Origin of the sequence: Streptomyces sp. OR43 (assembly GCF_008042275.1) — a bacterium.
Classification (GTDB): domain Bacteria; phylum Actinomycetota; class Actinomycetes; order Streptomycetales; family Streptomycetaceae; genus Streptomyces.
On record NZ_RDBK01000031.1, the window covers coordinates 13,261 to 33,956 of the forward strand.

Consider the following 20,696-nt stretch of genomic DNA (forward strand, 5'->3'; position numbering starts at 1 on the left):
CGTTGACGCAGTACGGATAGCCGTTGGGCGCGGTGCCGCCGCCCGTGCCGCCCCCGCCGCCCCGGCTCGCCGTCGTCGCCGTGGACGGTGGTGGTCCCGGAGGTGGGGGCGATGCCGTTGGCGCCGTTGATGAAGCGGTCGCCCCCGGCGAGCGGGACCACCTGAGGCGCTCCGGTCCGATCATCCTGTGCGTGGCGCACGCCCAGCGGCGACCGCGCAGTCACTGGGAGTGGGCTACATCGGCTGGTCCTGGAGCGGCAACGGCAGCGGCGTCGCGTACCTCGACATGGTCAACGGCTTCGACGCGAACTCCTGACCGCCGGGGGCAACCGCTTCATCAACGGCGCCAACGGCATCGCCCCCACCTCCGGGACCACCACCGTCCACGGCGACGACGGCGAGCCGGGGCGGCGGGGGCGGCACGGGCGGCGGCACCGCGCCCAACGGCTATCCGTACTGCGTCAACGGCAGCTCCTCCGACCCCGACGGCGACGGATGGGGCTGGGAGAACAGCCGGTCCTGCGTCGTGGCCGGCAGCGGTGCCGGCAGCTGACATCCGGCAGTGTCCGGTCCGGCCCGTCTGCGCAGGCAGTCGGGCCGGACCGGCGTCGGATCAGGCCGCCCGGAGCACCTCGCAGGAGCAGTGGCGGAACTCCAGACCGAGCTCCTGGTCCACGGCCGCGCTCGAACGGGTGGCGGCTTCGGCGACCTTCTCCCAGGAGCCGTACTTCAGGTAGAGCTGGTCCGCCGTCGGGCCGAGCGGGTTGCCGTACTTCTTCTGGTTGCGTGCCTCCAGCTCCGCGACCTGCTCCGGGGTCATGCCGGCGCGGATGACGTCCTTGGCGTCGTTGCGCATCTGGACCAGAGCGCGCGCGATGTCCTCCTCCGAGCGCCCTTCGGCGCGCATGGCGCACTCCGTGCGCTCCATGTCCACCAGGAGCTGGTGGTAGGCCATTCGCTGGTCGCGGGCGATCTCGCGTTCCTCCGGCGTCTCGCTCCGGATCAGGCACACGACCGGTTCCGGGCTGGTGCAGTCACCGTGTTCCGGGGCGGCCTGGGAGACGGGGGCGACGATCACCGAACCGCAGGCGGCGGCCGACCGGCACGGCTGGACCGCCCGCTCGGCGGCGGAGGCGGGCTGAAGGGGGAGGAGGACGACGTGGGCGACCAGCAAGGTGGGAACCACGCGGCGGGCCAGGGAGCGCAGACTGTTCAGTGACATGCGCTCATCGTTCGGCAGACCACCGGGGGAACCTGAGCGCGGCGGGGCCGAAACAACCCCCGTGGGCTGCGGACTCCACCCCGCCGAGTGAAGCGGGGCCACCGGCGGCGCGGCGGTGACCGGGGCGTGGACGCGGCCGGTGGCGTACGCCCCGTCGGCTACCAGCCGGTCCAGAGCAGGTGGTTGACCGCCAGTGCCACGACCGCCTGCGCGGCCAGCCAGCCGCGCCGGCCCCGGACGGGCAGGAGGGCGGCCGCGGCGAGCAGCCAGAGCATGAACGGCTGCCAGATCCGTTCCGTCTCCGCCTTGCTCATCCCGGACAGGTCGGCCGCCAGCAGTGCCAGGAGCGCCGCCGAGACGAGCAGGGCCAGCCGCTGCGACGGAGCCGTCGTCCCGGTGCGCAGGATGCGCAGGGCCCCGGGGGCCCCCGCCGTACTGCGGCGCAGGCCCGCGAGCGTCGCCGGTCCCACCGCGATCGCCGTGCAGGCGAGGTTGGCCCAGACCCAGTACCAGTAAGGACGGACGCCGCCGGCTCCCTGGTAGTAGCGCTCGACGAGCAGGTGGTACGCCTCCCACCAGTTGAAGCCCGCGAGGGTGAAGGCCACCGGCACCACGAGAGCGCCCAGGACGAAGGGGGGCAGCGGCCGGGCGGTGCGGGTGAGGACGAGGACGGCGAGGAGCGGGAGCGCGATGAGCGTCAGACCGTAGCTCAGGTAGCAGGTCAGCCCGTAGAGGAGACCGGCGCCCAGTGCTGCCGCCGCGGGGCTGCGGACCGTGCGGGTCGCGGCCAGGGCCAGCAGCGCGACGGTCCAGCCGGCCACCGCGGTGAAGTAGCCGTCCGCGGAGGTGCCCGCCCAGATCGCGACCGGTGCGAGGACGACGAACGGAGCGGCGCGGCGGGCGGTGCGCTCGTCCGCCAGGACGCGTACCGCGATCAGGACGGCCACCGCGGCGGTGGCGCCGGTCACGACGCACCAGATCCCGGCCCAGGCGCCGCCGCCGAGCCCGATGCGGTCCAGCAGGACGAAGGTGAGCGTGGCGCCCGGCGGGTGTCCGGCGATGTGGGCGGGCCAGTTGCCCGGCGCGCCGCTCAGGATGTGTTCGTTGAAACCGCGCAGCGCACCACCGATGTCGTCGAAGCGGCCGATGACCCGCAGGTACTCGTGCTTCGTGGTGAGCCGTTCGGCGATGCCGCGGCCCCAGCCGTCGATCATGGCCAGCGAGAGGACCCAGGCGAGCGAGGCGGCGTAGCAGCTGAGCAGCAGCCCCCGCCACCGCAGCCGGTCGGCGAGGACGGGACCGTACGCGATGACGGCCGCGGCGACGACGGGCGCGATCCAGGTGCCCGGCCCGAGGTGCGGGTACCAGGTGGCGAGCAGGGGCGGCCAGTGGACGACGAGGGTGCGGGCGGGGTCATCGAAGGCGCGGCCGACGAGTACGGCCGCGGCGACGAGTACGACGCCCGCCGCGGCGGCGGCCAGGTCGCGGCGGTGCCCGGAGCGCTGTGCGGGGAGCGGCTCGATGGCGGGTTCGGTACGGTCCTCGGTCTTCACGCAGGCACCGTACGCACGACACCGCGGCGCGCGGGCGTGGTGACCGGGCGCGTCACCGAACCGTCAGATTCCGTGGTCCACGCGGCGGCGGGCACGGAGCGGCCGTGCGTCCCAGGGGTGACGTCACCGTTTCGTCAGGAGTCGCAACCGCCTCACCCCTCCCACCCCGGCATAGCGTCGGGGCATGGGCGACAGCCGTCGGCAGAGTCCGACCCCACCCGCGTTCCTCTCCCGCCTCCTCGGCGGCCGGGCGACGACGGTCCTCGAACACCTGCCCTCCGCGCCGGGGTTCTGGCGCAGCCCGGTGCGGGGCGTGCGGTTCACCGCCGTGCTCGGCCTCGTCCTGCTCGTCGGGATCACCGTGCTGTTCGTGACCGGTCTGTTGTCGTACGCCGCCTACAACCCGGACCTGAACCCGGTCAACGACAAGACGCCCGACAAGGGGCTGCTGGGCTTCTACCTCTTCGCCTGGCCGACCGGTCCGCACTGGCTGTACCGGCTGACGCAGGGGCTCCACGTCACCCTCGGCATCGTGCTCGTCCCGGTTCTGCTGGCCAAGCTCTGGTCCGTGGTTCCGCGGCTCTTCGCGCTGCCGCCGGCCCGTTCCCCCGGGCACGCCCTGGAACGGATCTCGCTGCTCCTGCTGGTGGGCGGCGTGCTGTTCGAGTTCGTCACGGGGCTGCTCAACATCCAGCTGGAGTACCTGTTCCCGGGCTCCTTCTACCCGCTGCACTTCTACGGGGCGTGGGTGTTCTTCGCCGCGTTCCTCGCTCATGCCGGGCTCCGGGCGCCACAGGCCGTACGGGTGCTGCGGTCGGGCGGGCTCAGCGCGAAGGTGCCGGATGATCCGCTGGAGTCGCCCGCGCCCGCTCCGCCGACGCTGTCCCGCCGCGGGGCGCTGGCCATGGTCGGAGCCGGTTCGCTGGTCCTGCTGATCACCTCCGCCGGACGGAGCTTCGACGGGCCGCTGCGGCGTCTCGCCGCGCTCACTCCGCATGGCGCGGCCGAGCCGGGCTCCGGGCCGGGCGGTTTCCAGATCAACAAGACGGCCGCCGCGGTCGGCGTGACCCCCGCCGATACGGGGGAGGGCTGGTGGCTCACCGTCAGCGGGCCGGCCGGCGATCTCCGCTTCACCCGGGCGCAGTTGCTGGCCATGGACCAGTACAGCGCGGCGCTCCCGATCGCGTGCGTGGAGGGCTGGTCCACTTCGGACCAGTGGTGGCGCGGCGTCCGGCTGAGGGATCTGGCCGCGCTCGCCGGCTACCCGGACGACGCCCCGGGGGTGCTCGTGGAGTCCGTACAGCGCAGCGGGCCGTTCCGCCGGGCCGCCCTGCGCGACAACCAGGTACGCGACCCGCGCTCCCTGCTGGCCCTCCAGGTCAACGGGGAGGACCTGACACCCGATCACGGCTATCCGGCACGCGTCATCGTCCCGGCCGCCCCCGGCGTACTCAACACCAAATGGGTGTCCCGGCTGACCTTTGGAGCACTGTGAACCGCGTGAACCCGGGCACCGTGGTGCGGCGATGGTACGGGGAAGGGCCCCTGCACCTCCTGCTGATGGCCGCCTCCTTCGCCCTGGCAGGATATGCGGGCGTGCGGCTGCTGGCGGGCGACACCTGGGGCGTGATCGTGTGGTTCGTCGGTGCCGCCCTTGTGCACGATCTGGTGCTGGTCCCGCTGTACGCGGGCGCGGACCGGCTGCTGTGCCGGGCGGCCGGCCGGCGCCCGGACCTGGTGAACTTCGTCCGGGTGCCGGTCTTCCTCTCCGGGCTGCTGCTGCTCATGTGGTTCCCGCTGATCACCCGGCAGGCGGAGCGCTACGAGCCGGCGAGCGGGCTGTCCCCCGAGGTGTTCCTCGGGAACTGGCTGCTGATCACGGCCGCGCTGTTCTCGGTGTCGGCGCTCTGGCTGGTGGTCCGGACGGTCCGGCTGCGTCGTACGGAGACGAAGGAGCGGCCGTCCGCTTCCCACTGATCGACGCGGTGCAGGCCGTGCCGGCGGGCGTATCCCAGCAGCGCGGGTGTGCCGAGCCGGGCCCACGGGAACGGGGCGGGTGCCGGTCCGGCGGCGGCAGCGCCCCCGTCGTCCAGACGCACCCGGACCCGCTCGTCGATGTCGTGGGGCGCCGTCTCCGCGATGAGGAGTCCGCCCGGGGCCAGCAGGTCCGCCGCGCGCCGCAGCAGGCCGGACGGGTCGCCGCCGATACCCACGTTGCCGTCGAGGAGCAGCACGGTGCCCCAGCGGCCCTCGCCCGGGAGCGGTTCGAAGACGGAGCGGCGCAGCGCGGAACCGCCGAGCCGCAGGGTGCGGTCGACCGCGGCCTCGCTGACGTCGATGCCGAGCGCGCGGTGGCCGCGGGCCGCCAGCGCGGCCACCAGCCTTCCCGGCCCGCAGCCGACGTCCAGGACGGGGCCCTCGCAACGGCGCAGTGCCGACAGGTCGGCGGCGTCCGCGCCGGCACACCAGCGCTCCACGTCCAGCGGCAGCAACCAGCCGTCCGTACGACGCAGGAACAGCGGACCGTGTCCGTTGCGCAGGGCGTTGGCGTAGGGGTCGGTGCCCCATGAGCCGGTGTCCCACGCGGTGACGTCCTCGTGCGGAGGGTTCAGCAGACCTTGATCGCGGCCTGTGCGGTTCATCGGACCGCCGCCCGGGTCAGCCGGCCGAGTTCGGCGGCGAACCGCCCGTCCGGTGCGAGTGCGGCGACGTGCGCGGCGTCGGCCGCGGTGTCGACGTCCCGCAGGAGTGGAAGGTCGCGGACGGACAGCCCTGCGTCGACCAGCCTGCGCCGCTGCAGCGCGCCGGTCTCGGGCACGGACATCGGTACGCCACGCAGGAGTCCGGGGTCGGGTTCGGCCAGTCCCAGCGCCCAGAACCCGCCGTCCTCGGCGGGGCCGAACCAGGCGCCGCAGACGTCCCAGGCGGTGGGGCAGAGGGCGGGCGCCAGATCGGCCGCCGTGATCTGCGGGGTGTCCATCCCGATCAGGAGCGTCGGCCCGGTGCAGGCGGCGAACGCGGCGGCCAGCCGCTCGTCGAGGCCTCCCGGGCCCTGCTCCGCCACCTCGATGCCGGGCGGCAGCCACGGCCCGGGCCTCCCGTCGAGGACGACCACCCGCCGCGCGGCGGGCAGCGCCCGGACGGTGCGCAGCGTGTCGGCCAGCGCCGCCTCGGCGAGGCGCGCGGCCTCGGTGGGGGAGTAGGGCGGGGTGAGCCGGGTCTTCACCCGGCCGGGCAGCGGCTCCTTCGCGATGACGAGGAGGGTCGTCACCCCGGCCGGGGCCGGGCCGGACTCGGGCGCGCTCATCGCAGGGCCCCCATCCGGACGGGTGGCTCCGCCAGTACGGCGCGCATGTCACGCACCGCGTGCCAGGTGCCCCGCCAGGTGCCGGTGACCTTCGACTTCCCCGTCCGGGCGAGGTAGGGGACGTCCGTCTCGCTGACGCGCAGTCCCGCGTCGGCCGCGCGGACCACCATCTGGAGGGGGTATCCGCTGCGACGGTCGGTGAGACCGAGTGCCAGCAGATCGGTCCGGCGCGCGGCCCGCATCGGCCCGAGGTCGTGCAGGCGCAGACCGGTGCGACGGCGCAGCATCCGGGCCAGCGCCACATTGCCCGCCCGTGCGTGCAGCGGCCAGGCCCCCGGGCCCTCGGGACGACGGCGGCCGAGCAGCAGGTCGCTCTCACCGTCGGCGACCCGGCGGACGAATCCCGTCAGCAGCCCGGGATCCAGCGAGCCGTCACAGTCGCAGAAGCAGACGAACTCCGCCTCGGCGGCGAGCAGTCCGGCGTGACAGGCCGCGCCGAAGCCCCGCCGCGGTTCATGCACCACCGTCGCGCCCAGGGAGCGGGCCAGCTCGGCCGAGCCGTCGGTCGAACCGTTGTCCACGACGATCGCCCGCCAGCCGGGAGGGACCGAGGCCAGCACCGCGGGCAGGGCGGCGGCCTCGTCCAGACACGGCAGGACGAGGTCGGCGCGGGGGCCGGAAGTATCGGAGGGAGGAATCACGCGGCTCACCCTACGGAGAGGAAACCGACAAATCGGGTTCCGGAATCTTACGAAATATGGACGTCGGCAGGTGGCGACCCGGGAGGGTCCGCGCTCCCTCTCCGCAGGTGCCAAGGTGGTGGCATGCAGCCGACCCCGGACCCGACCCCGGACCCCTCACCGGGGTCGGGTCCGGGGTCGGCTGCATGCCACCACCTTGGCACCTGCGGAGAGGGAGCGCGGACCCTCCCGGGTCGCCACCTGCCGACGTCCATATTTCGTAAGATTCCGGAACCCGATTTGTCGGTTTCCTCTCCGTAGGGTGAGCCGCGTGATTCCTCCCTCCGATACTTCCGGACCCCTCACCGCGCCGCCCCGCCGCCCGCGGCCACGTACTCGTCGTGGACGACGACCCCACGGTCGCGGAGGTGGTCACCGGCTACCTGACCGGGGCCGGATACGAGGTGGCCCGGGCGTCGAACGGCCCGGCCGCGCTCGAACAGTACGCCGCCCGGCGCCCGGACCTGGCCGTCCTGGACCTGATGCTGCCGGGCATGGACGGGTTCGAGGTCTGCCGCCGCATGCGGGCGCAGGGACCCGTGCCGGTCATCATGCTCACCGCGCGCGGCGACGAGGACGACCGCATCCTCGGCCTGGAGACGGGGGCCGACGACTACGTCACCAAGCCGTTCAGCCCCCGCGAACTCGTCCTGCGCGTCGACTCCGTGCTGCGCCGGGCCCGGGCGGCCGTGACGCCGCCCGGCCGCCCGGCACTGCTCGCAGGTGCGGGCCTCGTCCTGGACCCGGCGGCCCGCAGCGCGACGTTCGAGGGCCGGACGCTGGCCCTCACCCTGCGCGAGTTCGACCTGCTCGCCTTCCTCCTGCGCCATCCGGGCCGGGTCTTCACCCGGGAGGAGCTGATGCGCGAGGTGTGGGGCTGGGACTTCGGGGACCTGTCGACCGTGACCGTCCACGTCCGCCGTCTGCGCGGGAAGGTCGAGGCCGACCCGGCCCGCCCGGAGCTGATCCGTACGGTCTGGGGCGTCGGCTACCGACTGGACCTGCCCGCGGACCGGCCGGCCGGTCCGGCCGCGCCCGTCTCCTCCACGGATGCCGGTTCGGGAGCACCGGCATGACGGACATGCTCCTCATCGCGCTCTTCGCCTTCCTGGGCGCCGCGGCCGCCGGACTCCTCGGCGCCATCGTGCTGCGGATCTCCCGGCACCGTTCGCTCGTCGTCTCGCTGACCGTCGTCGCCGCGGTGGCCGTCACCGCGATGCTCGCGGGCACACTGACCGTCGCCTGGGCGATGTTCCTGTCGCCGCACGACCTCTCCGTGGTCACCACCGTCGTCGCCATGGCCGCCGTCGTCTCGCTCGTCACCGCGATGCTGCTGGGCCGCTGGGTGGCGGCGAGGAGCCGCGATCTGACGCTCGCCGCCCGCTCCTTCGGCGACGGCGGGACGTTCGCGGCCCCCGAGGCCCCGGCCACCGCCGAACTCGCCGCACTCACCCGCGAACTGGCCGCCACCAGCGCCAAGCTCGACAGTTCGCGCGAGCGGGAGCGTGCCCTGGAGACCTCGCGGCGGGAGCTCGTCGCCTGGATCTCGCACGACCTGCGGACCCCGCTCGCCGGTCTGCGCGCCATGTCCGAGGCGCTGGAGGACGGCATGGCCGTCGACTCACGGCGCTATCTGCGGCAGATACGCACCGAGGTGGAGCGGATGAACGACATGGTCGGCGACCTCTTCGAGCTCTCCCGCATCCACGCCGGCTCGCTCACCCTGACCCCCACCCGGATCTCCGTCTACGACCTGGTGGGCGACGCGCTGGCCGGGGCCGATCCGCTGGCCCGCGAGCACGGGGTGCGGCTGGTCGGCGACCGGATCGAGGCCGTGCCCGTCGAGGTCGACGGCAAGGAGATGAGCCGGGTCCTGGGCAACCTCCTGATCAACGCCATCCGCCGCACCCCCGCCGACGGCACCGTCGCGGTGGCCGCGCACCGCACGGGCGGCGGAGTGGTGCTCTCGGTGACCGACGGCTGCGGCGGCATTCCGGAGGAGGATCTGCCCAGGGTCTTCGACACCGGCTGGCGCGGCACCCATGCCCGTACGCCGCCGGCCGGGGCGGGGCTCGGACTCGCCATCGTGCGCGGGATCGTCGAGGCGCACGCCGGCCGGGCGGACGTCCGCAACGTCATCGGAGGCTGCTGCTTCGAGGTGACTCTGCCGGTGGCGTGAGCCTCACCCCGCTCGCCTCACCCCGCTCCCACCCCGGCCGCCTCCCGCAGCGGCGACGCCGCGAACCGCGCCATCCCCTCGGCGAACCCCACTGTCGGCTTCCAGCCCAACTCGTCGCGCAGCCGCCGCGAGTCCGCCGTGACGTGGCGTACGTCCCCGAGCCGGTACTCACCGGTGACCTGCGGGGCCGGGCCCCCGTGGGCCGAGGCCAGGGCAGCGGCCATCTCGCCGATGGTGTGTGGCTGCCCGCTCCCGGTGTTGTACGCGGTGAAGGTGCCGGGCCCGCGTTCCGCGACCGCCTCCAGCGCGACCGCGTTCGCGGCGGCCACGTCCCGCACATGGACGAAGTCCCGGCGCTGGCCGCCGTCCTCGAAGACGCGCGGCGCCTCGCCCCGGGCCAGGGCCGAACGGAAGAAGGAGGCGACACCGGCATACGGGGTGTCGCGCGGCATGCCCGGCCCGTACACGTTGTGGTAGCGCAGCGACACGGCACGGCCGCCCGTCGCCCGAGCCCAGGAGGAGGCGAGGTGTTCCTGGGCGAGCTTGGTCGTCGCGTACACGTTGCGCGGGTCCACCGGCGCGTCCTCGCCGACAAGCCCGGGAGCCAGTTCCGTTCCGCAGGAAGGGCAGCGGGGCTCGAAGCGGCCCGCGGCCAGATCGGCCTCCGCGCGGGGGCCCGGCCGGACCGGCCCGTGGAGCGGGCAGTCGTACCGACCCTCCCCGTAGACCACCATCGATCCGGCGAGGACCAGGTTCCGCACCCCCGCGCCCGCCATCGCGGCGAGCAGCACGGCCGTTCCCAGGTCGTTGCACCCGACGTAGTCCGGCGCGTCCGCGAAGTCCTTGCCGAGGCCGACCATCGCCGCCTGGTGGCAGACCGCGTCGATGCCGCGCAGCGCACGGTCCACGGCCTCGCGGTCGCGCACGTCCGCCACGACGAACCCGCTGCCGGCACCGGGCGGCGCGGTGGCGCCCGCACCGTGCGCCGAGGGGAGCAGGGCGTCAAGCACCACCGCCTCGTGCCCGGCCGACACGAGGGTCCGCACGATCTCCGAACCGATGAACCCGGCGCCGCCGGTGACCAGTACTCGCATGCCGTCCACCGTAGGGCGCGCAGGGCGGGCCGGGCGGCGGCGACTCGGCACGTCACGGGAACGTAAGAGACAGGGGTGCGCGCCGCGGACGGCTCGCGACGGGGAGCCGGCCGCGGAGGGCCGGTCAGACGGGCAGACGGGTGAGCAGCCCGGTGAAGTCCGTCCCGGGCGGCAGTGTTCCGAAGGCCAGTCCGCGGTCGCCGGCCAGCCGGGACGCGCAGAAGGCGTCGGCGACGGCGGCCGGTGCGTGGCGCACGAGCAGGGAGCCCTGGAGGACGAGCGCCGCGCGCTCGATGACCCGGCGGGCCCGGATCGGGGCGTCCTCGGTGAGGGCGAGCTCGCCCTGGAGCTCCTGCCAGGCGGAGTCCAGACGGCGGTCGCCCCCGGCGGCGGCCTCGATCTCCGTGCGCAGGGCCTGGAGCGACTCCGGCTCACGGGCCAGGGCGCGCAGCATGTCCAGGGCGTTGACGTTGCCGGAGCCTTCCCAGATGCCGTTGAGCGGGGCCTCGCGGTAGAGGCGGGGCATGCCGGACTCCTCGTCGTACCCGTTGCCGCCCAGGCATTCGAGGGCCTCGGCGACGGCGGCCGGCTGGCGCTTGCACACCCAGTACTTCCCGACCGCGGTGGCCAGCCGCAGGAAGGCGCGCTCCTGGGTGTCGCCCTGCTGTGCACGGTCCGCCGCGCCGGCCAGGCGCAGGGCCAGCGTGGTCGCCGCCTCGGACTCCAGCGCCAGATCGCCGATGACGTTGCGCATCAGGGGCTGGTCGATGAGCTTCGTCCCGAACACGGACCGGTGACGTACGTGGTGCGTCGCCTGGGCGAGCGCCGCACGGGTGCCGGCGGCGGAACCGAGGACGCAGTCCAGGCGCGTCATGGTGACCATGTCGATGATGGTGCGCACGCCCCGGCCCTCGTCGCCGACGAGCCAGGCCACCGTGTCGTCGAACTCCGGCTCGCTGCTGGCGTTCGATCGGTTGCCGAGTTTGTCCTTGAGGCGCTGGATACGGAAGGTGTTGCGGCTGCCGTCCGGCAGGACCCGGGGGACCAGGAAGCAGGACAGCCCCGCCGGTGCCTGGGCGAGCACGAGGAAGAGGTCGTTCATCGGGGCGCTCGTGAACCACTTGTGCCCGCGCAGCCGCCAGGTGCCGTCCGTCTGTTGTACGGCGGCGGTGGTGTTGGCGCGCACATCCGTGCCGCCCTGCTTCTCCGTCATGCCCATGCCCGCCAGCAGTCCGGGCTTCTCGGCGGGGGTGCGCAGACCGGACTCGTACACGCGGCTGGTCAGCAGGGGTTCGTACGTCTTGGCGAGGTCCGGGGCATGACGCAGGGCGGGGACCGCCGCGTACGTCATCGAGACGGGGCAGCCGTGGCCCGCTTCCGCGCTGCTCCACACCATGAAGCCCGCCGCGCGGGCCACGTGCGCACCGGGCCGCTCGTCGGCCCACGCGGCGCCCCCGAGGCCCTCGCTGATCGCCACGTCCATGAGGGCGTGGTACGAGGGGTGGAACTCGACCTCGTCGATCCGGTTGCCGTAGCGGTCGTGGGTGCGCAGCCTCGGCTCCTGGCGGTTGGCCTCGTCCGCCCAGCGCTGCACCTCCTCGCTGCCGGCGCGGCGGCCCAGCCGGTGCAGGTCGTCCAGGTACCACTCGGCACCCTCGCGGCGGACGCCCTCGATCAGCACCGGGTCGTCGGCGACATCGTGGCCGGTCAGCGGCGGCGGCTGGTTCGTCACCTCGTGGGTGGTGGCGGTGGGACGGCTGTGGGGTGCGGGCGACGCAGGCATGAAGAGCCCTCCTGGGCGGGACGGATGACGGATCAGGGATGCGCGGACGAAGGGGCCGCGCCCGCGCAGCGCAGCGCCATGGCGGTCAGTTCGGCGAGGATGTCCTGGTCGTCGTCCTTCGGCGCGCCGAGCGGCGCCACGAGGACCTCGCCGATCGCGCCGGTGAGCGCGGCGGCGGTGACCTCCCCGTTCTGGGGCGGCAGCAGTCCCTGTGCCATGCCCTCGCGGATCACTTCGGCGAACAGCGCTCGGTAGCGGCGACGGAAGACGAGCCGTTCCGCGCCGACCGCCGCGTCGGCCGGCGCGGCGAGCAGGGCATAGGCCAGGCCGCGGCTTTCGAGGGCGCGCCGTGCGAAGACCCGCACGCCGTCGGCGAGCCGCTCGACCGGGGTCCCGGACCCGTTCAGCACGGATTCGAGGACGTCCACCTCATGCCCCGCCGCCCGCCGGAAGACCTCGACCGCGAGGGCGGCCTTCGACGCGAAGTGCTGGTACACCGAGCCCGCCGCGATGCCCGCGGCGTCGGCGACCGCGGTCACGGATGCCCCTGACCAGCCCACTTCGGCGACGACGTCGGTCGCCCGGGTGACCAGATGCTCACGGGCCGATTCGAGACGTTGAATTTCGGCTGGGGTCTTGCGGTAGGCCATGAAAGAAGTGAACCATCATTCATAGTTTCCCGACAAGGGCCGGACGCCCCGGCCCGCGATCCCAGGAGAAGGCGTGCACCTCAGTGCCATGCTGGACAGCGTCGTCCGGGCGGCCGGCCGCAAGGAAGCCCTGGTCTACCGCGACCGGCGGTGGAGTTACGGCGAGTTCGGCGCCGCCGTCCGCCGGGCGGCGACCGTGTTGCGGGAAGCGGGGCTCCGGCCCGGGGACCGCCTGGCAGTGATGACGTACAACACCCCGGCCTTCCTCTTCGCCTCCTTCGGCGCCTGGCTGGCCGGTGCCACGCTGGTGCCCGTCAACCACAAGCTGCAGACCGCCGAAGTGGAACATCAGCTGCGGCACTGCGGTGCCCGGCTGGCGCTCGTCGACCAGGAGATCGGCGAACGGGCCACCGGCGCGGCCGACGAGGTCCGCTGGCTGGTCAGCCATCCGGACGCGACCGGGAGCGAACAGCCGGCCGGGTCCTTCGAGGCGCTGATCGCGGGGGCGGCCGAGTGGCAGGGCGAGCCCGGGGCCGACACCGACATCGCCCAGATCCTGTACACCTCGGGCACGTCCGGACGTCCGAAGGGCTGCGTGCACACCCACCGGGGTATCGCCCTGACCGCCACGTACACCGCGGCCACCGTCCCTCTCCGCCGCGACGAGCGGTTCCTCGTCTGCATGCCGATCTGGCACGCGTCCCCGCTCAACAACTGGGCGATGGGCACGCTCCTGCTGGGCGGCACGGTCGTGCTCCAGCGCGAGTACGAGCCCCGCGTCATGCTGGAGACCGTGCAACGGGAGCGAATCACCGCGATGTTCGGTGCGCCGATCGCGCTCATCGCCCCGGTGCAGGCGGTGCCCGACTTCGACGCGTACGACCTGTCCTCGGTCCGTTCCTGGATCTACGGGGCGGGGCCGATGGACGCGGACACGGTCCGCAGGCTGATGAAGGCGTACGGCTCGGAGAACTTCCACCAGGTCTACGGCATGAGCGAGATGGGGCCCGTCGGTGCGTCGCTCGCGCCCGCCGAGCAGGTGGAGAAGGCGGGTTCGATCGGGCGCGGCGGCATGGTCGGTGTCGACCTGCGCATCGTGACGCAGGACGGCACGGACGCCACCGCGGGCCGGACGGGGGAGATCTGGCTGCGGTCGGACACCCGCATGGTCGGATACCTCGATGACGACAAGGCCACCGAGGAGGCGTTCGTGGGCGGCTGGTACCGCAGCGGCGACCTGGGCAGGGTGGACGAGGACGGTTTCGTCACCGTGGTGGACCGGCTCAAGGACATGATCATCACGGGTGGGGAGAACGTGGCCTCGCAGGAGGTGGAGGGCGTACTGCGCGGCCATCCCGACATCCTCGACGTCGCCGTCGTCGGCCGTCCGCACGCCCAGTGGGGCGAGACCGTGGTGGCGGTGGTGGTGCCGAGGGGCGACGTCGGGCCGAGCCTCGACGACCTACGGGAGTGGCTGGAGCCGCGCCTCGCGCGCTACAAGATCCCACGCGAACTGGTCCTGCGGCCCGAGCTGCCCCGGACGCCTTCGGGGAAGGTCACCAAGCATGTGCTGCGCAGCGGGCTCGCCGGCTGAACGTCCGGTCCCCTGCCCCTTCGACGGGCGGTCCCCCCTGCCCGCGTAAGGTCGCGGCATGGTCGAGCACCGGATGAAGCCGTCGGGCCGGGGGCCGGGCCGCCCCCGGGAGGAGCGGGTCACGGGCGCGGCCCTCGACGCCGTCGTCGAGCTGGTGGCGGAGAGCGGAATGAGCGCCGTGACGATGGATGCCGTGGCGGCACGCGCGGGCGTGAGCAAGCCCGCCATGTACCGCCGCTGGCCCACCAAGCAGGATCTGATCATCGCCGCGGCCGAGTCGCGCATCGGGCCGTTGTCCGTGCCCGACATGGGGGACTTCCGTGCCGAGTTGCGCGCCGTGCTGACGGCGCGCGCCCAGGCGTACCGGCAGCCCGGTGTCGGCCGTCTGCTCGCAGGGGTGATCGGGGCGGCGGCGGAGGCCGAGGCGGAGCCCGGCGCCTACCGGGCCTATACGGCACGGGTGATGAGCGAGACCCGGCACCTGCTGGAGCGTGGTGTCGCCCGCGGCGACGTGCGGCCGGACGCCGACCTGGCGGCCGCGGCAACCCTGGTGGCGGCGTCGTTGCTGTTCCGGCTGGTCGGCGAACAGACCATGCCGGACGACGCACTCGTGGCCTCCGTGGTGGACCTGATCGGCCGTGCGGTCGGGGTCCCGTCCTGAGTCGGTAGGACCGCTCCCGCGCTCGCCGGCCTTCCCGCCGCACCCCGGTGAGGGGGCGGCTGCTCTGTCGTGCCCGCCCTCCTGCCTGCTGCTGCCGTGGTGCAGCCGGGGCTATCACGGGCCGCTGCCGGGGCCCGTGCACCGCCCCCTGTCACTCACCGGAATCTTTTCCTCCAGACCCCTTGCCCCGTCGCGACGCTATATCGATACTGCCGGTTACGTAATCAACGTCGATTGTGGGAGGAACCCATGGCCGCCACCGTGACCACCGATGGCCCGAAGCCCGTACTCGACAAGCCGCTGATGCGCTACGGCCGCCGGACACTGGAGCGCCTCGCGCCCGGCGCCGAGCCGGCGCAGTACCGGATCCTCGGTATCAGCCCGCTGACCCCGCACATCGGGGCGGAGATCAGCGGCGTCGACCTGTCCCGGCCGATCGACGGGGCGACCACCGAGGAACTGCGCCAGGCACTGCTCGAGTGGAAGGTGATCTTCTTCCGCGGCCAGACGGGACTGGAGCCGCAGCACCACCTCGACCTCGCCGCGATCTGGGGCCCGCCCGAGGTCAACCCGTTCTTCCCGAAGTCCGGGACGGTGGGCGTGTCACGCCTCGCCAAGGACGCCATGGCCGTCGGCAACGAGAACATCTGGCACAGCGACCACTCCTTCATGGCCGCACCCGCGCTCGGCTCGGTCCTGCGCTCCGTCGAGGTGCCGGCCGCCGGGGGCGACACCATGTGGGCCGACATGGGAGCGGCGTACGACAATCTCTCCGACGGGATGAAGGCACGCGTAGAGAACCTCACCGCGGTCCACGACTGGGTGCCCAGCTGGGGTTCGACCATGACCGAGGAGCAGATCGCGCACTTCCGCGAGAGCCTGCCGCCTGTCGAGCACCCCGTCGTGGTGCGCCACCCGCGCAGCGGTCGCAAGCTCCTCTACGTCAACGAGCCGTTCACCACCCGCATCGTGGGCCTGTCCGACGCCGAGAGCCGTGAGCTGCTGGACGAACTGGTGCTCCAGGCCCGCGTCCCCGAGTTCCAGGTCCGCTTCCACTGGGAGCAGGACTCCGTGGCGATCTGGGACAACATCGCCACCCAGCACTACGCGATCAGCGACTACTACCCGCAGCGCCGGGTGATGGAGCGCATCGCCGTCGCCGGAGTACCGCTGTCCTGAACAGCCGGGGTCCGCGCGCCGGGACCCGTCCCTCCGCGCGGACCCCGGCTGTTCAGGACAGCGGTACTCCGGCGACGGCGATGCGCTCCATCACCCGGCGCTGCGGGTAGTAGTCGCTGATGCGATGCGCGCCCGTTCCTCCATGCGGGCCGCCTCGTCGGCGAGCGACCGGGCGTGTTCGAGGTAGGCGTTGCGCTCCCGCAGCAGCCCGGTCAGCCGACGGCGGCGCCCCAGCATCAGGCCGGACAGCGCGGGCATCAGGATGAACAGCGCGCTTCCACCGGCGGCGGCGAACAGGTACGCCATGTCCGGGATCCCGTCCAGGGACAGGACGACGGCCGAAGCGAGCACCGAACCCGCCACGCTCAGCCCGACCACCCGCCATGCGTGCTGAACGGGAGCGATGCGACGCGCGGCGGACCAGACGACCCACGGCACCACCGCCATCGCCCACACGTTGTCCCCGGCCACCACCGGCACGCAGCACAGGACCGTCAGCGCCGGGTGGATCCGCCGCGCGGGCACCAGCAGCGCCGCCCACACGCCCAGCAGCGCGGCCATGACCGGGTGGGGCGGCGGGACCAGCGGAAGGGGCGCCAGCGCGCACAGCAGCGCCAGGCCGGCGAGTACCGACTCCACGGCCACGGTCCGGCGGGGTGCGGAACGCACCGCGTCACGGATCGCGGTGGCCTCGCGGCTGATCCCCCGCCACGCCTGCGTTGCCGCGATCATGGTGTCCTCCCTGTGGGGGCCGTTCCCAACGGTCGTTCTCCTCCTGTGCGCGGGCGGACCGTCACGGCCTCAGGCAGCTCGCGCCGCTCCTCCCGGGACCCGGAGCTCCGGCTCCGCCCGCAGCGCGGCGACGTCCACCCCGCCCTCGGTCAGCACCCGCTCGATCTCCGCCGCTGTCTCCGCGTCCGTCCCGGCCGCGTCCAGCAGGGCGGCCAGTAGATGCGTCGTGCCGACCGTGGGCGAGTCCTGTGCGGAGGCGGTCAACTGCGCGACGTGCAGCAGCCGCCGGTCGCGTCCGTCGGTGCCGTCCCCCCTCGTGGTCCCGCCCTCGGTGCTCTCGGTGATCTCGGTGATCTCGGTGATCTCGGCGGAAGAGAACAGTACGCGGGCGACGGCATCCTGCCGTGCGCCGTGGCGGCGCAGGAGTTCCGCACCCCGGTTCGCCCCGGTCAGCGCCGCCGGCAGTTCCCGTCCCGCGACGGTCAACGACCGGTCCAGCGCCAGGATGCCCAGCAGCACATCGACCGGCTCCTGCACCGGCGCCCCACGCCGCACCGCTCCCCGTAGCGCCTCCGCGCGCACCGCGCTCACGACGGCGGAGCCGAACCCGGCACCGCCCCCGAAGATCCAGGCGGTGAACTTCCTGGTCAGCGGATTGCCGCTCTTCCCGAACGTACCCGACTTGCGCAGCACCAGCACCGAGCCCGCCTCCGGCTCCGGCTCCGCGTCGCTTCCCCGCAACGCACCGAGCGCGGCCGAGGCGGCGGCGACATCCAGTTTCTCGACGGTCATCGCCTCCCGGGCACGGGTCCCCGGCCGCTCGACCAGCGCCCGCGCCACGTGGCGGACGCCCACGCACAGGGCGCCCTCCAGCCGTGCGGCCTCCAGCGCCATGCGCAGGCAGGCCCTCAACGCACCGGTGACCGGGGGGAGTTCCGTACCCTCCTGCTCCGATGCCTCCTTCCTGCGGTTCTGCCATCGCAGCTTCCTGGACCGGTCCTGGCGGACCTCCCGCCAGACGGCGTCGATCTCCCGCTCGTCGTCCGGGGTTCCCGCCGCGTCCTCGGTCCCGTCGTCACTGACCCACACGGACGTCCCACGGACCCCGATCGATCCGGCGAGCGAGCCGGAGGCCCTCATTCCGGGGGCGATGGCGGAACCCGCGGCCGAGTCACCCGACACGAGCGCGGCAAGCACGCTCTCCGTGCCGACGTCTGCGCGTTCCTGCCTGACCGCGCCGCTCACCGCCTCCAGCAGCAGCCCGACGATGTCCGTCCCGAACTCTGTGGTCGCGCCGGTGCCGGGGGCGGAAGCTCGCTGGTCCATCGGGTCGTCCTCTCCACGGTGTCACTGACGAGAGGGACGCTATGGCGCTCCGTCCGGCACCGCTTCGGCCGACCGGCCATGCTTCCGGTCCGAACGGCCGGGCTCCCCGGCCTGTCGTTTTCCGCCGCACGATGTGAAACATTTCCCGGCGGCCACCGCATCTAAGAGGGTGTAGGCGAGAGGGGGTGACCGTTGAGGCAGTCCAAGGAAGGCGCGTTCCGTGAGTTCGCGGAAGCGCGTATGGGCCATCTGTTCCGTTCGGCGTGCCTGCTGACGGGCGGGGACACACATCTCGCCGAGGATCTCGTACAGGAGACGCTCGGCCGGATGTATGTGATCTGGGGGCGTACGTCGCGTCTCGGTAACCCCGCGGCGTACGCGCAGACCGTGTTGGTGCGCTGCTATCTCGGACACCGGCGGCGCAGGTCGGCGGGGGAACGGCCGAGCGGCGAACTGCCGGACCGGCCGGGCGAGGCGCCGGGCGACGCGTCCTTGCGGATGACGCTCCTCGACGCGCTGCGGGCGCTGCCGCCCAAGGACCGGGCGGTGATCGTGCTGCGTTACTGGGAGGACCGGTCGGTGTCGGAGACCGCGGACGCGCTGCATGTCAGCTCGGCCGCGGTACGCACCCGGAGCACCCGGGCGCTCGCCCGGCTGCGTGAGCAACTCGGCGGCAGCATCGGCGAGCTGGCCGTGCACTGAGTCTTCTTTTTCTTCTTTCCAGTTCTCTTTTCCACAGGTGTGGGGACGGTGGTGATCGGCATGCTCGAAAACGGTGACAGGAAGGACCGGGAGTCCTTCGAGGACGGCCTCGGTGGACTGATGAAGCAGGCGGGGGAGGAGTTCTCCGTCGCGGGACGGCCGCTCCTGGACGGCGGGGTCGCACGCGGCCGGCGCCGGACGGTGCTGCGCCGCAGCGCCGCGGTGACCGGCAGCGTGGCCGCGCTGGCGGCGATCGGGCTCGGCGGATCGTTCGTCACGGGAGGCATCGGCTCCTCGCAGAACGGTGGCGAGGTCGGTGGCGCGTCCTCGGCGCTCTCCCCGGTGGCCGGAACGCTCGCGGCTCTGCTGCCGGAAGGGCAGCTCAGTGAACAGCCGGTCGGCGGGGGCGGCGATACGGACGACCGCAAGCGCCCGCGTCCGGAAGGCGTCGCCTCCGTCGTGTACGACGACGGCCACGGGAAGGCCGCCCTGTCGGTGACCCTGAACCGGGAGGACCCCGGGCGGCCGAACAAGGACGAGCTCTCCTGCCCGGACAGCAACCTGAACACGTTCGAGGCCTGTTCCGCCACGACGCTGAAGGACGGCTCGCGCCTCGTGCTGTTCAAGGGCTGGGAGTACCCGGACCGCCGCGAGGAGACCAAGTGGTGGTATGCGGACCTGCTGACGCCCGAGGGCTACCGGATCTCGGTGTCCGAATGGAACGCGCCCGCGGAGAAGGACGCCCCGGTCAGCCGCTCCACCCCGCCGCTCTCCCTGGACCGGATGAAGGAACTGGTCCGGGCCGAGGAGTGGCGCCCCCTCGCCGCGTCCCTTCCCGCGCCTGAGAAGCAGGCGCCGGCGCAGCCGGTCAAGGGTCTGAGCGGCGCCGTGATCCTGGACCGGCTGACCGCGCAGCTCCCCGACGGCCTGGAGGTGAAGGCGTCCGGGAAGCAGGAGACGGAGGCCGCGTACGTGGTGGTCGACGACGGCCGGGGCAGGAGCTTGGTCCAGATCAACGTGCAGCCCGACATGTCCGACGTGGAAGGCGACCTGTTCGGCGCCGGCACGGAGGTTCTGCCGGACGGCACGAAGGTCGTCACGCGTGAGGGACCGGGCGAGAAGGGTGGCGAGGGCGTGAAGATGAGGGAGGTCGACACGATCCGCCCCGACGGCCTTCGTGTGGTGATCTCCGCGTTCAACACGGCGAACCAGAACGAGGCCGCCACCCGTGCGGAACCCGCGCTGACCCTCGCTCAGCTGCGGAAGATCGCCACGAGCAAGGTGTGGCGGAAGTAGGTCCGTCCCACCGACGGACGGTTCACCGACGGACGACGTACAGCTCATTGACGGACGGCCCACCGGCACACAGCCGGTGGGCCGTCCGGCCGTTCCTGGCGTCACCTCGATGTCCGCATGACGCGCAGGCCGGCCGGCCCGGCGCCCGGCGTGTTCGCGCGCCGCGCGGACCCTGTCTACCGGGTGGCGAGACGCTCCAGGAGAGCGGCGCTGCGGGCCAGCAACGTACGTTCCTCATCGGTGAGTTCGGCCTCGATGGCCTGGGCGAGCCAGCCGGCCCTGCGGCCGCGCTCCGCTTCGAGCGCGGCCCGGCCCGCGTCCGACAGCTCCACCAGCGACTTGCGGCCGTCCGTGGGGTGCGCCCGGCGCGTGATCAGGTTCTGTTCCATGAGCAGTCCGACCGCCCGGGCCATCGACTGGGGGCGTACGCGCTGGTCGGCGGCGAGGTCGCTGGTGGTCATGGCGCCGTCGCGGTCGAGCGTGCCGAGCACGGCCACCTGTCCCAGCGGGATGCGGTCCTCGTGCTTGACGCGTCGGGTGAGCTTGCCCATCGCCGTACGCAGTTCAGCGGCGACGGCGGCGGCTTCCGGGGTGGGCATAGGGCACTTTACCCCGTTGGTCAGCAAAGCTGCGTAACTGATCTGCACAGCCATACTGAACAGCCAAACTGAGCAGCAT

At 73.0% G+C, this 20,696-nt stretch carries 20 protein-coding genes and 1 pseudogene; 10 read left to right on the plus strand and 11 right to left on the minus strand.

Annotated elements, in window-relative coordinates:
* The first annotated feature begins 187 nt into the window (after positions 1 to 187).
* On the plus strand, positions 188 to 316 hold the full coding sequence (locus EAO72_RS43070) for a hypothetical protein (RefSeq protein WP_261991497.1): 129 nt from the start codon (positions 188 to 190) through the stop codon (positions 314 to 316).
* A gap of 129 nt (positions 317 to 445) precedes the next feature.
* Positions 446 to 553: pseudogene (locus tag EAO72_RS43075) on the plus strand (carbohydrate-binding domain-containing protein); the annotation flags it as partial.
* 60 nt (positions 554 to 613) lie between these two features.
* On the opposite strand, the gene EAO72_RS15835 reads toward EAO72_RS43075, so the two are convergent.
* Together EAO72_RS15835 and EAO72_RS15840 are read right to left on the minus strand one after the other, a co-directional pair.
* Positions 614 to 1,222, minus strand: coding sequence for a hypothetical protein (locus EAO72_RS15835; protein WP_148017980.1), 609 nt, complete (start codon positions 1,220 to 1,222; stop codon positions 614 to 616).
* Between the two features lie 158 nt (positions 1,223 to 1,380).
* Positions 1,381 to 2,775 (minus strand): hypothetical protein, encoded by a 1,395-nt coding sequence (locus tag EAO72_RS15840; protein WP_148017981.1) that lies wholly within the window; start codon positions 2,773 to 2,775, stop codon positions 1,381 to 1,383.
* Positions 2,776 to 2,959: 184 nt separating this feature from the next.
* On the opposite strand from EAO72_RS15840, the gene EAO72_RS15845 reads away from it, so the two are divergent.
* Positions 2,960 to 4,270 (plus strand): molybdopterin-dependent oxidoreductase, encoded by a 1,311-nt coding sequence (locus EAO72_RS15845; protein WP_261991498.1) that lies wholly within the window; start codon positions 2,960 to 2,962, stop codon positions 4,268 to 4,270.
* Positions 4,271 to 4,595: 325 nt separating this feature from the next.
* Here EAO72_RS15845 and EAO72_RS15855 read toward each other — a convergent pair whose 3' ends face one another.
* From EAO72_RS15855 to EAO72_RS15865, 3 genes are read right to left on the minus strand one after another with little or no spacing between them, the layout of a single operon-like run.
* Positions 4,596 to 5,417 carry a class I SAM-dependent methyltransferase gene (locus tag EAO72_RS15855; RefSeq protein WP_148017982.1) on the minus strand — a complete coding sequence of 274 codons (822 nt, stop codon included), beginning with the start codon at positions 5,415 to 5,417 and terminating at the stop codon, positions 4,596 to 4,598.
* Complete coding sequence (locus tag EAO72_RS15860; protein ID WP_148017983.1) at positions 5,414 to 6,082, minus strand: TIGR04282 family arsenosugar biosynthesis glycosyltransferase; 669 nt, start codon at positions 6,080 to 6,082, stop codon at positions 5,414 to 5,416. The genes EAO72_RS15855 and EAO72_RS15860 overlap by 4 nt, the downstream gene beginning before the upstream one ends.
* The gene (locus EAO72_RS15865) at positions 6,079 to 6,783 is read right to left on the minus strand and encodes a glycosyltransferase family 2 protein (protein WP_148017984.1); all 705 of its coding nucleotides are present in this window, start codon (positions 6,781 to 6,783) and stop codon (positions 6,079 to 6,081) included. The genes EAO72_RS15860 and EAO72_RS15865 overlap by 4 nt, the downstream gene beginning before the upstream one ends.
* Before the next feature lie 326 nt (positions 6,784 to 7,109).
* On the opposite strand from EAO72_RS15865, the gene EAO72_RS15870 reads away from it, so the two are divergent.
* Positions 7,110 to 7,898 carry a response regulator transcription factor gene (locus tag EAO72_RS15870; RefSeq protein WP_148017985.1) on the plus strand — a complete coding sequence of 263 codons (789 nt, stop codon included), beginning with the start codon at positions 7,110 to 7,112 and terminating at the stop codon, positions 7,896 to 7,898.
* Positions 7,895 to 9,001 carry a sensor histidine kinase gene (locus EAO72_RS15875; protein WP_148017986.1) on the plus strand — a complete coding sequence of 369 codons (1,107 nt, stop codon included), beginning with the start codon at positions 7,895 to 7,897 and terminating at the stop codon, positions 8,999 to 9,001. Before EAO72_RS15870 ends, EAO72_RS15875 begins: the two co-directional genes overlap by 4 nt.
* 17 nt (positions 9,002 to 9,018) lie before the next feature.
* Here EAO72_RS15875 and EAO72_RS15880 read toward each other — a convergent pair whose 3' ends face one another.
* The 3 genes from EAO72_RS15880 to EAO72_RS15890 all read right to left on the minus strand — a co-directional run bounded on the left by EAO72_RS15880 (position 9,019) and on the right by EAO72_RS15890 (position 12,528).
* The gene (locus EAO72_RS15880; RefSeq protein ID WP_148017987.1) at positions 9,019 to 10,095 is read right to left on the minus strand and encodes an NAD-dependent epimerase/dehydratase family protein; all 1,077 of its coding nucleotides are present in this window, start codon (positions 10,093 to 10,095) and stop codon (positions 9,019 to 9,021) included.
* Between the two features lie 124 nt (positions 10,096 to 10,219).
* Positions 10,220 to 11,878 carry an acyl-CoA dehydrogenase family protein gene (locus EAO72_RS15885; protein WP_148017988.1) on the minus strand — a complete coding sequence of 553 codons (1,659 nt, stop codon included), beginning with the start codon at positions 11,876 to 11,878 and terminating at the stop codon, positions 10,220 to 10,222.
* A 32-nt stretch (positions 11,879 to 11,910) separates the two neighbouring features.
* The gene (locus tag EAO72_RS15890; RefSeq protein WP_148017989.1) at positions 11,911 to 12,528 is read right to left on the minus strand and encodes a TetR/AcrR family transcriptional regulator; all 618 of its coding nucleotides are present in this window, start codon (positions 12,526 to 12,528) and stop codon (positions 11,911 to 11,913) included.
* Positions 12,529 to 12,601: 73 nt separating this feature from the next.
* On the opposite strand from EAO72_RS15890, the gene EAO72_RS15895 reads away from it, so the two are divergent.
* The 3 genes from EAO72_RS15895 to EAO72_RS15905 all read left to right on the plus strand — a co-directional run bounded on the left by EAO72_RS15895 (position 12,602) and on the right by EAO72_RS15905 (position 15,962).
* Positions 12,602 to 14,122, plus strand: coding sequence for a class I adenylate-forming enzyme family protein (locus EAO72_RS15895; RefSeq protein ID WP_148017990.1), 1,521 nt, complete (start codon positions 12,602 to 12,604; stop codon positions 14,120 to 14,122).
* A gap of 58 nt (positions 14,123 to 14,180) precedes the next feature.
* Complete coding sequence (locus EAO72_RS15900; protein WP_148017991.1) at positions 14,181 to 14,783, plus strand: TetR/AcrR family transcriptional regulator; 603 nt, start codon at positions 14,181 to 14,183, stop codon at positions 14,781 to 14,783.
* A gap of 249 nt (positions 14,784 to 15,032) precedes the next feature.
* On the plus strand, positions 15,033 to 15,962 hold the full coding sequence (locus EAO72_RS15905) for a TauD/TfdA dioxygenase family protein (protein ID WP_148017992.1): 930 nt from the start codon (positions 15,033 to 15,035) through the stop codon (positions 15,960 to 15,962).
* A 90-nt stretch (positions 15,963 to 16,052) separates the two neighbouring features.
* Here the strand turns inward: EAO72_RS15905 and EAO72_RS15910 are convergent, their stop codons facing one another.
* Positions 16,053 to 16,694: a hypothetical protein gene (locus EAO72_RS15910; protein ID WP_148017993.1), complete on the minus strand. Its 642-nt coding sequence runs from the start codon at positions 16,692 to 16,694 to the stop codon at positions 16,053 to 16,055.
* A gap of 69 nt (positions 16,695 to 16,763) precedes the next feature.
* Entirely contained in the window at positions 16,764 to 18,020 is a 1,257-nt protein-coding gene (locus EAO72_RS15915; RefSeq protein ID WP_148017994.1) for a hypothetical protein, read from the minus strand.
* A 192-nt stretch (positions 18,021 to 18,212) separates the two neighbouring features.
* On the opposite strand from EAO72_RS15915, the gene EAO72_RS15920 reads away from it, so the two are divergent.
* Together EAO72_RS15920 and EAO72_RS15925 are read left to right on the plus strand one after the other, a co-directional pair.
* A complete protein-coding gene (locus tag EAO72_RS15920; protein ID WP_148017995.1) occupies positions 18,213 to 18,722 on the plus strand; it encodes a SigE family RNA polymerase sigma factor in 510 nt (169 codons plus the stop codon).
* Between the two features lie 60 nt (positions 18,723 to 18,782).
* Positions 18,783 to 20,018, plus strand: coding sequence for a hypothetical protein (locus EAO72_RS15925; protein ID WP_148017996.1), 1,236 nt, complete (start codon positions 18,783 to 18,785; stop codon positions 20,016 to 20,018).
* A gap of 176 nt (positions 20,019 to 20,194) precedes the next feature.
* Here EAO72_RS15925 and EAO72_RS15930 read toward each other — a convergent pair whose 3' ends face one another.
* Positions 20,195 to 20,617: a MarR family winged helix-turn-helix transcriptional regulator gene (locus EAO72_RS15930; protein WP_148017997.1), complete on the minus strand. Its 423-nt coding sequence runs from the start codon at positions 20,615 to 20,617 to the stop codon at positions 20,195 to 20,197.
* Positions 20,618 to 20,696 lie beyond the last annotated feature (79 nt).

Excerpts from the sequence above, each read along its gene's own strand:
- EAO72_RS15835 (WP_148017980.1), bottom strand. The coding sequence starts at position 1,222 with ATGTCACTGAACAGTCTGCGCTCCCTGGCCCGCCGCGTGGTTCCCACC.
- EAO72_RS15845 (WP_261991498.1), top strand. The coding sequence starts at position 2,960 with ATGGGCGACAGCCGTCGGCAGAGTCCGACCCCACCCGCGTTCCTCTCC.
- EAO72_RS15855 (WP_148017982.1), bottom strand. The coding sequence starts at position 5,417 with ATGAACCGCACAGGCCGCGATCAAGGTCTGCTGAACCCTCCGCACGAG.
- EAO72_RS15860 (WP_148017983.1), bottom strand. The coding sequence starts at position 6,082 with ATGAGCGCGCCCGAGTCCGGCCCGGCCCCGGCCGGGGTGACGACCCTC.
- EAO72_RS15875 (WP_148017986.1), top strand. The coding sequence starts at position 7,895 with ATGACGGACATGCTCCTCATCGCGCTCTTCGCCTTCCTGGGCGCCGCG.
- EAO72_RS15880 (WP_148017987.1), bottom strand. The coding sequence starts at position 10,095 with ATGCGAGTACTGGTCACCGGCGGCGCCGGGTTCATCGGTTCGGAGATC.
- EAO72_RS15885 (WP_148017988.1), bottom strand. The coding sequence starts at position 11,878 with ATGCCTGCGTCGCCCGCACCCCACAGCCGTCCCACCGCCACCACCCAC.
- EAO72_RS15890 (WP_148017989.1), bottom strand. The coding sequence starts at position 12,528 with ATGGCCTACCGCAAGACCCCAGCCGAAATTCAACGTCTCGAATCGGCC.
- EAO72_RS15900 (WP_148017991.1), top strand. The coding sequence starts at position 14,181 with ATGGTCGAGCACCGGATGAAGCCGTCGGGCCGGGGGCCGGGCCGCCCC.
- EAO72_RS15905 (WP_148017992.1), top strand. The coding sequence starts at position 15,033 with ATGGCCGCCACCGTGACCACCGATGGCCCGAAGCCCGTACTCGACAAG.
- EAO72_RS15910 (WP_148017993.1), bottom strand. The coding sequence starts at position 16,694 with ATGATCGCGGCAACGCAGGCGTGGCGGGGGATCAGCCGCGAGGCCACC.
- EAO72_RS15915 (WP_148017994.1), bottom strand. The coding sequence starts at position 18,020 with ATGGACCAGCGAGCTTCCGCCCCCGGCACCGGCGCGACCACAGAGTTC.
- EAO72_RS15925 (WP_148017996.1), top strand. The coding sequence starts at position 18,783 with ATGCTCGAAAACGGTGACAGGAAGGACCGGGAGTCCTTCGAGGACGGC.
- EAO72_RS15930 (WP_148017997.1), bottom strand. The coding sequence starts at position 20,617 with ATGCCCACCCCGGAAGCCGCCGCCGTCGCCGCTGAACTGCGTACGGCG.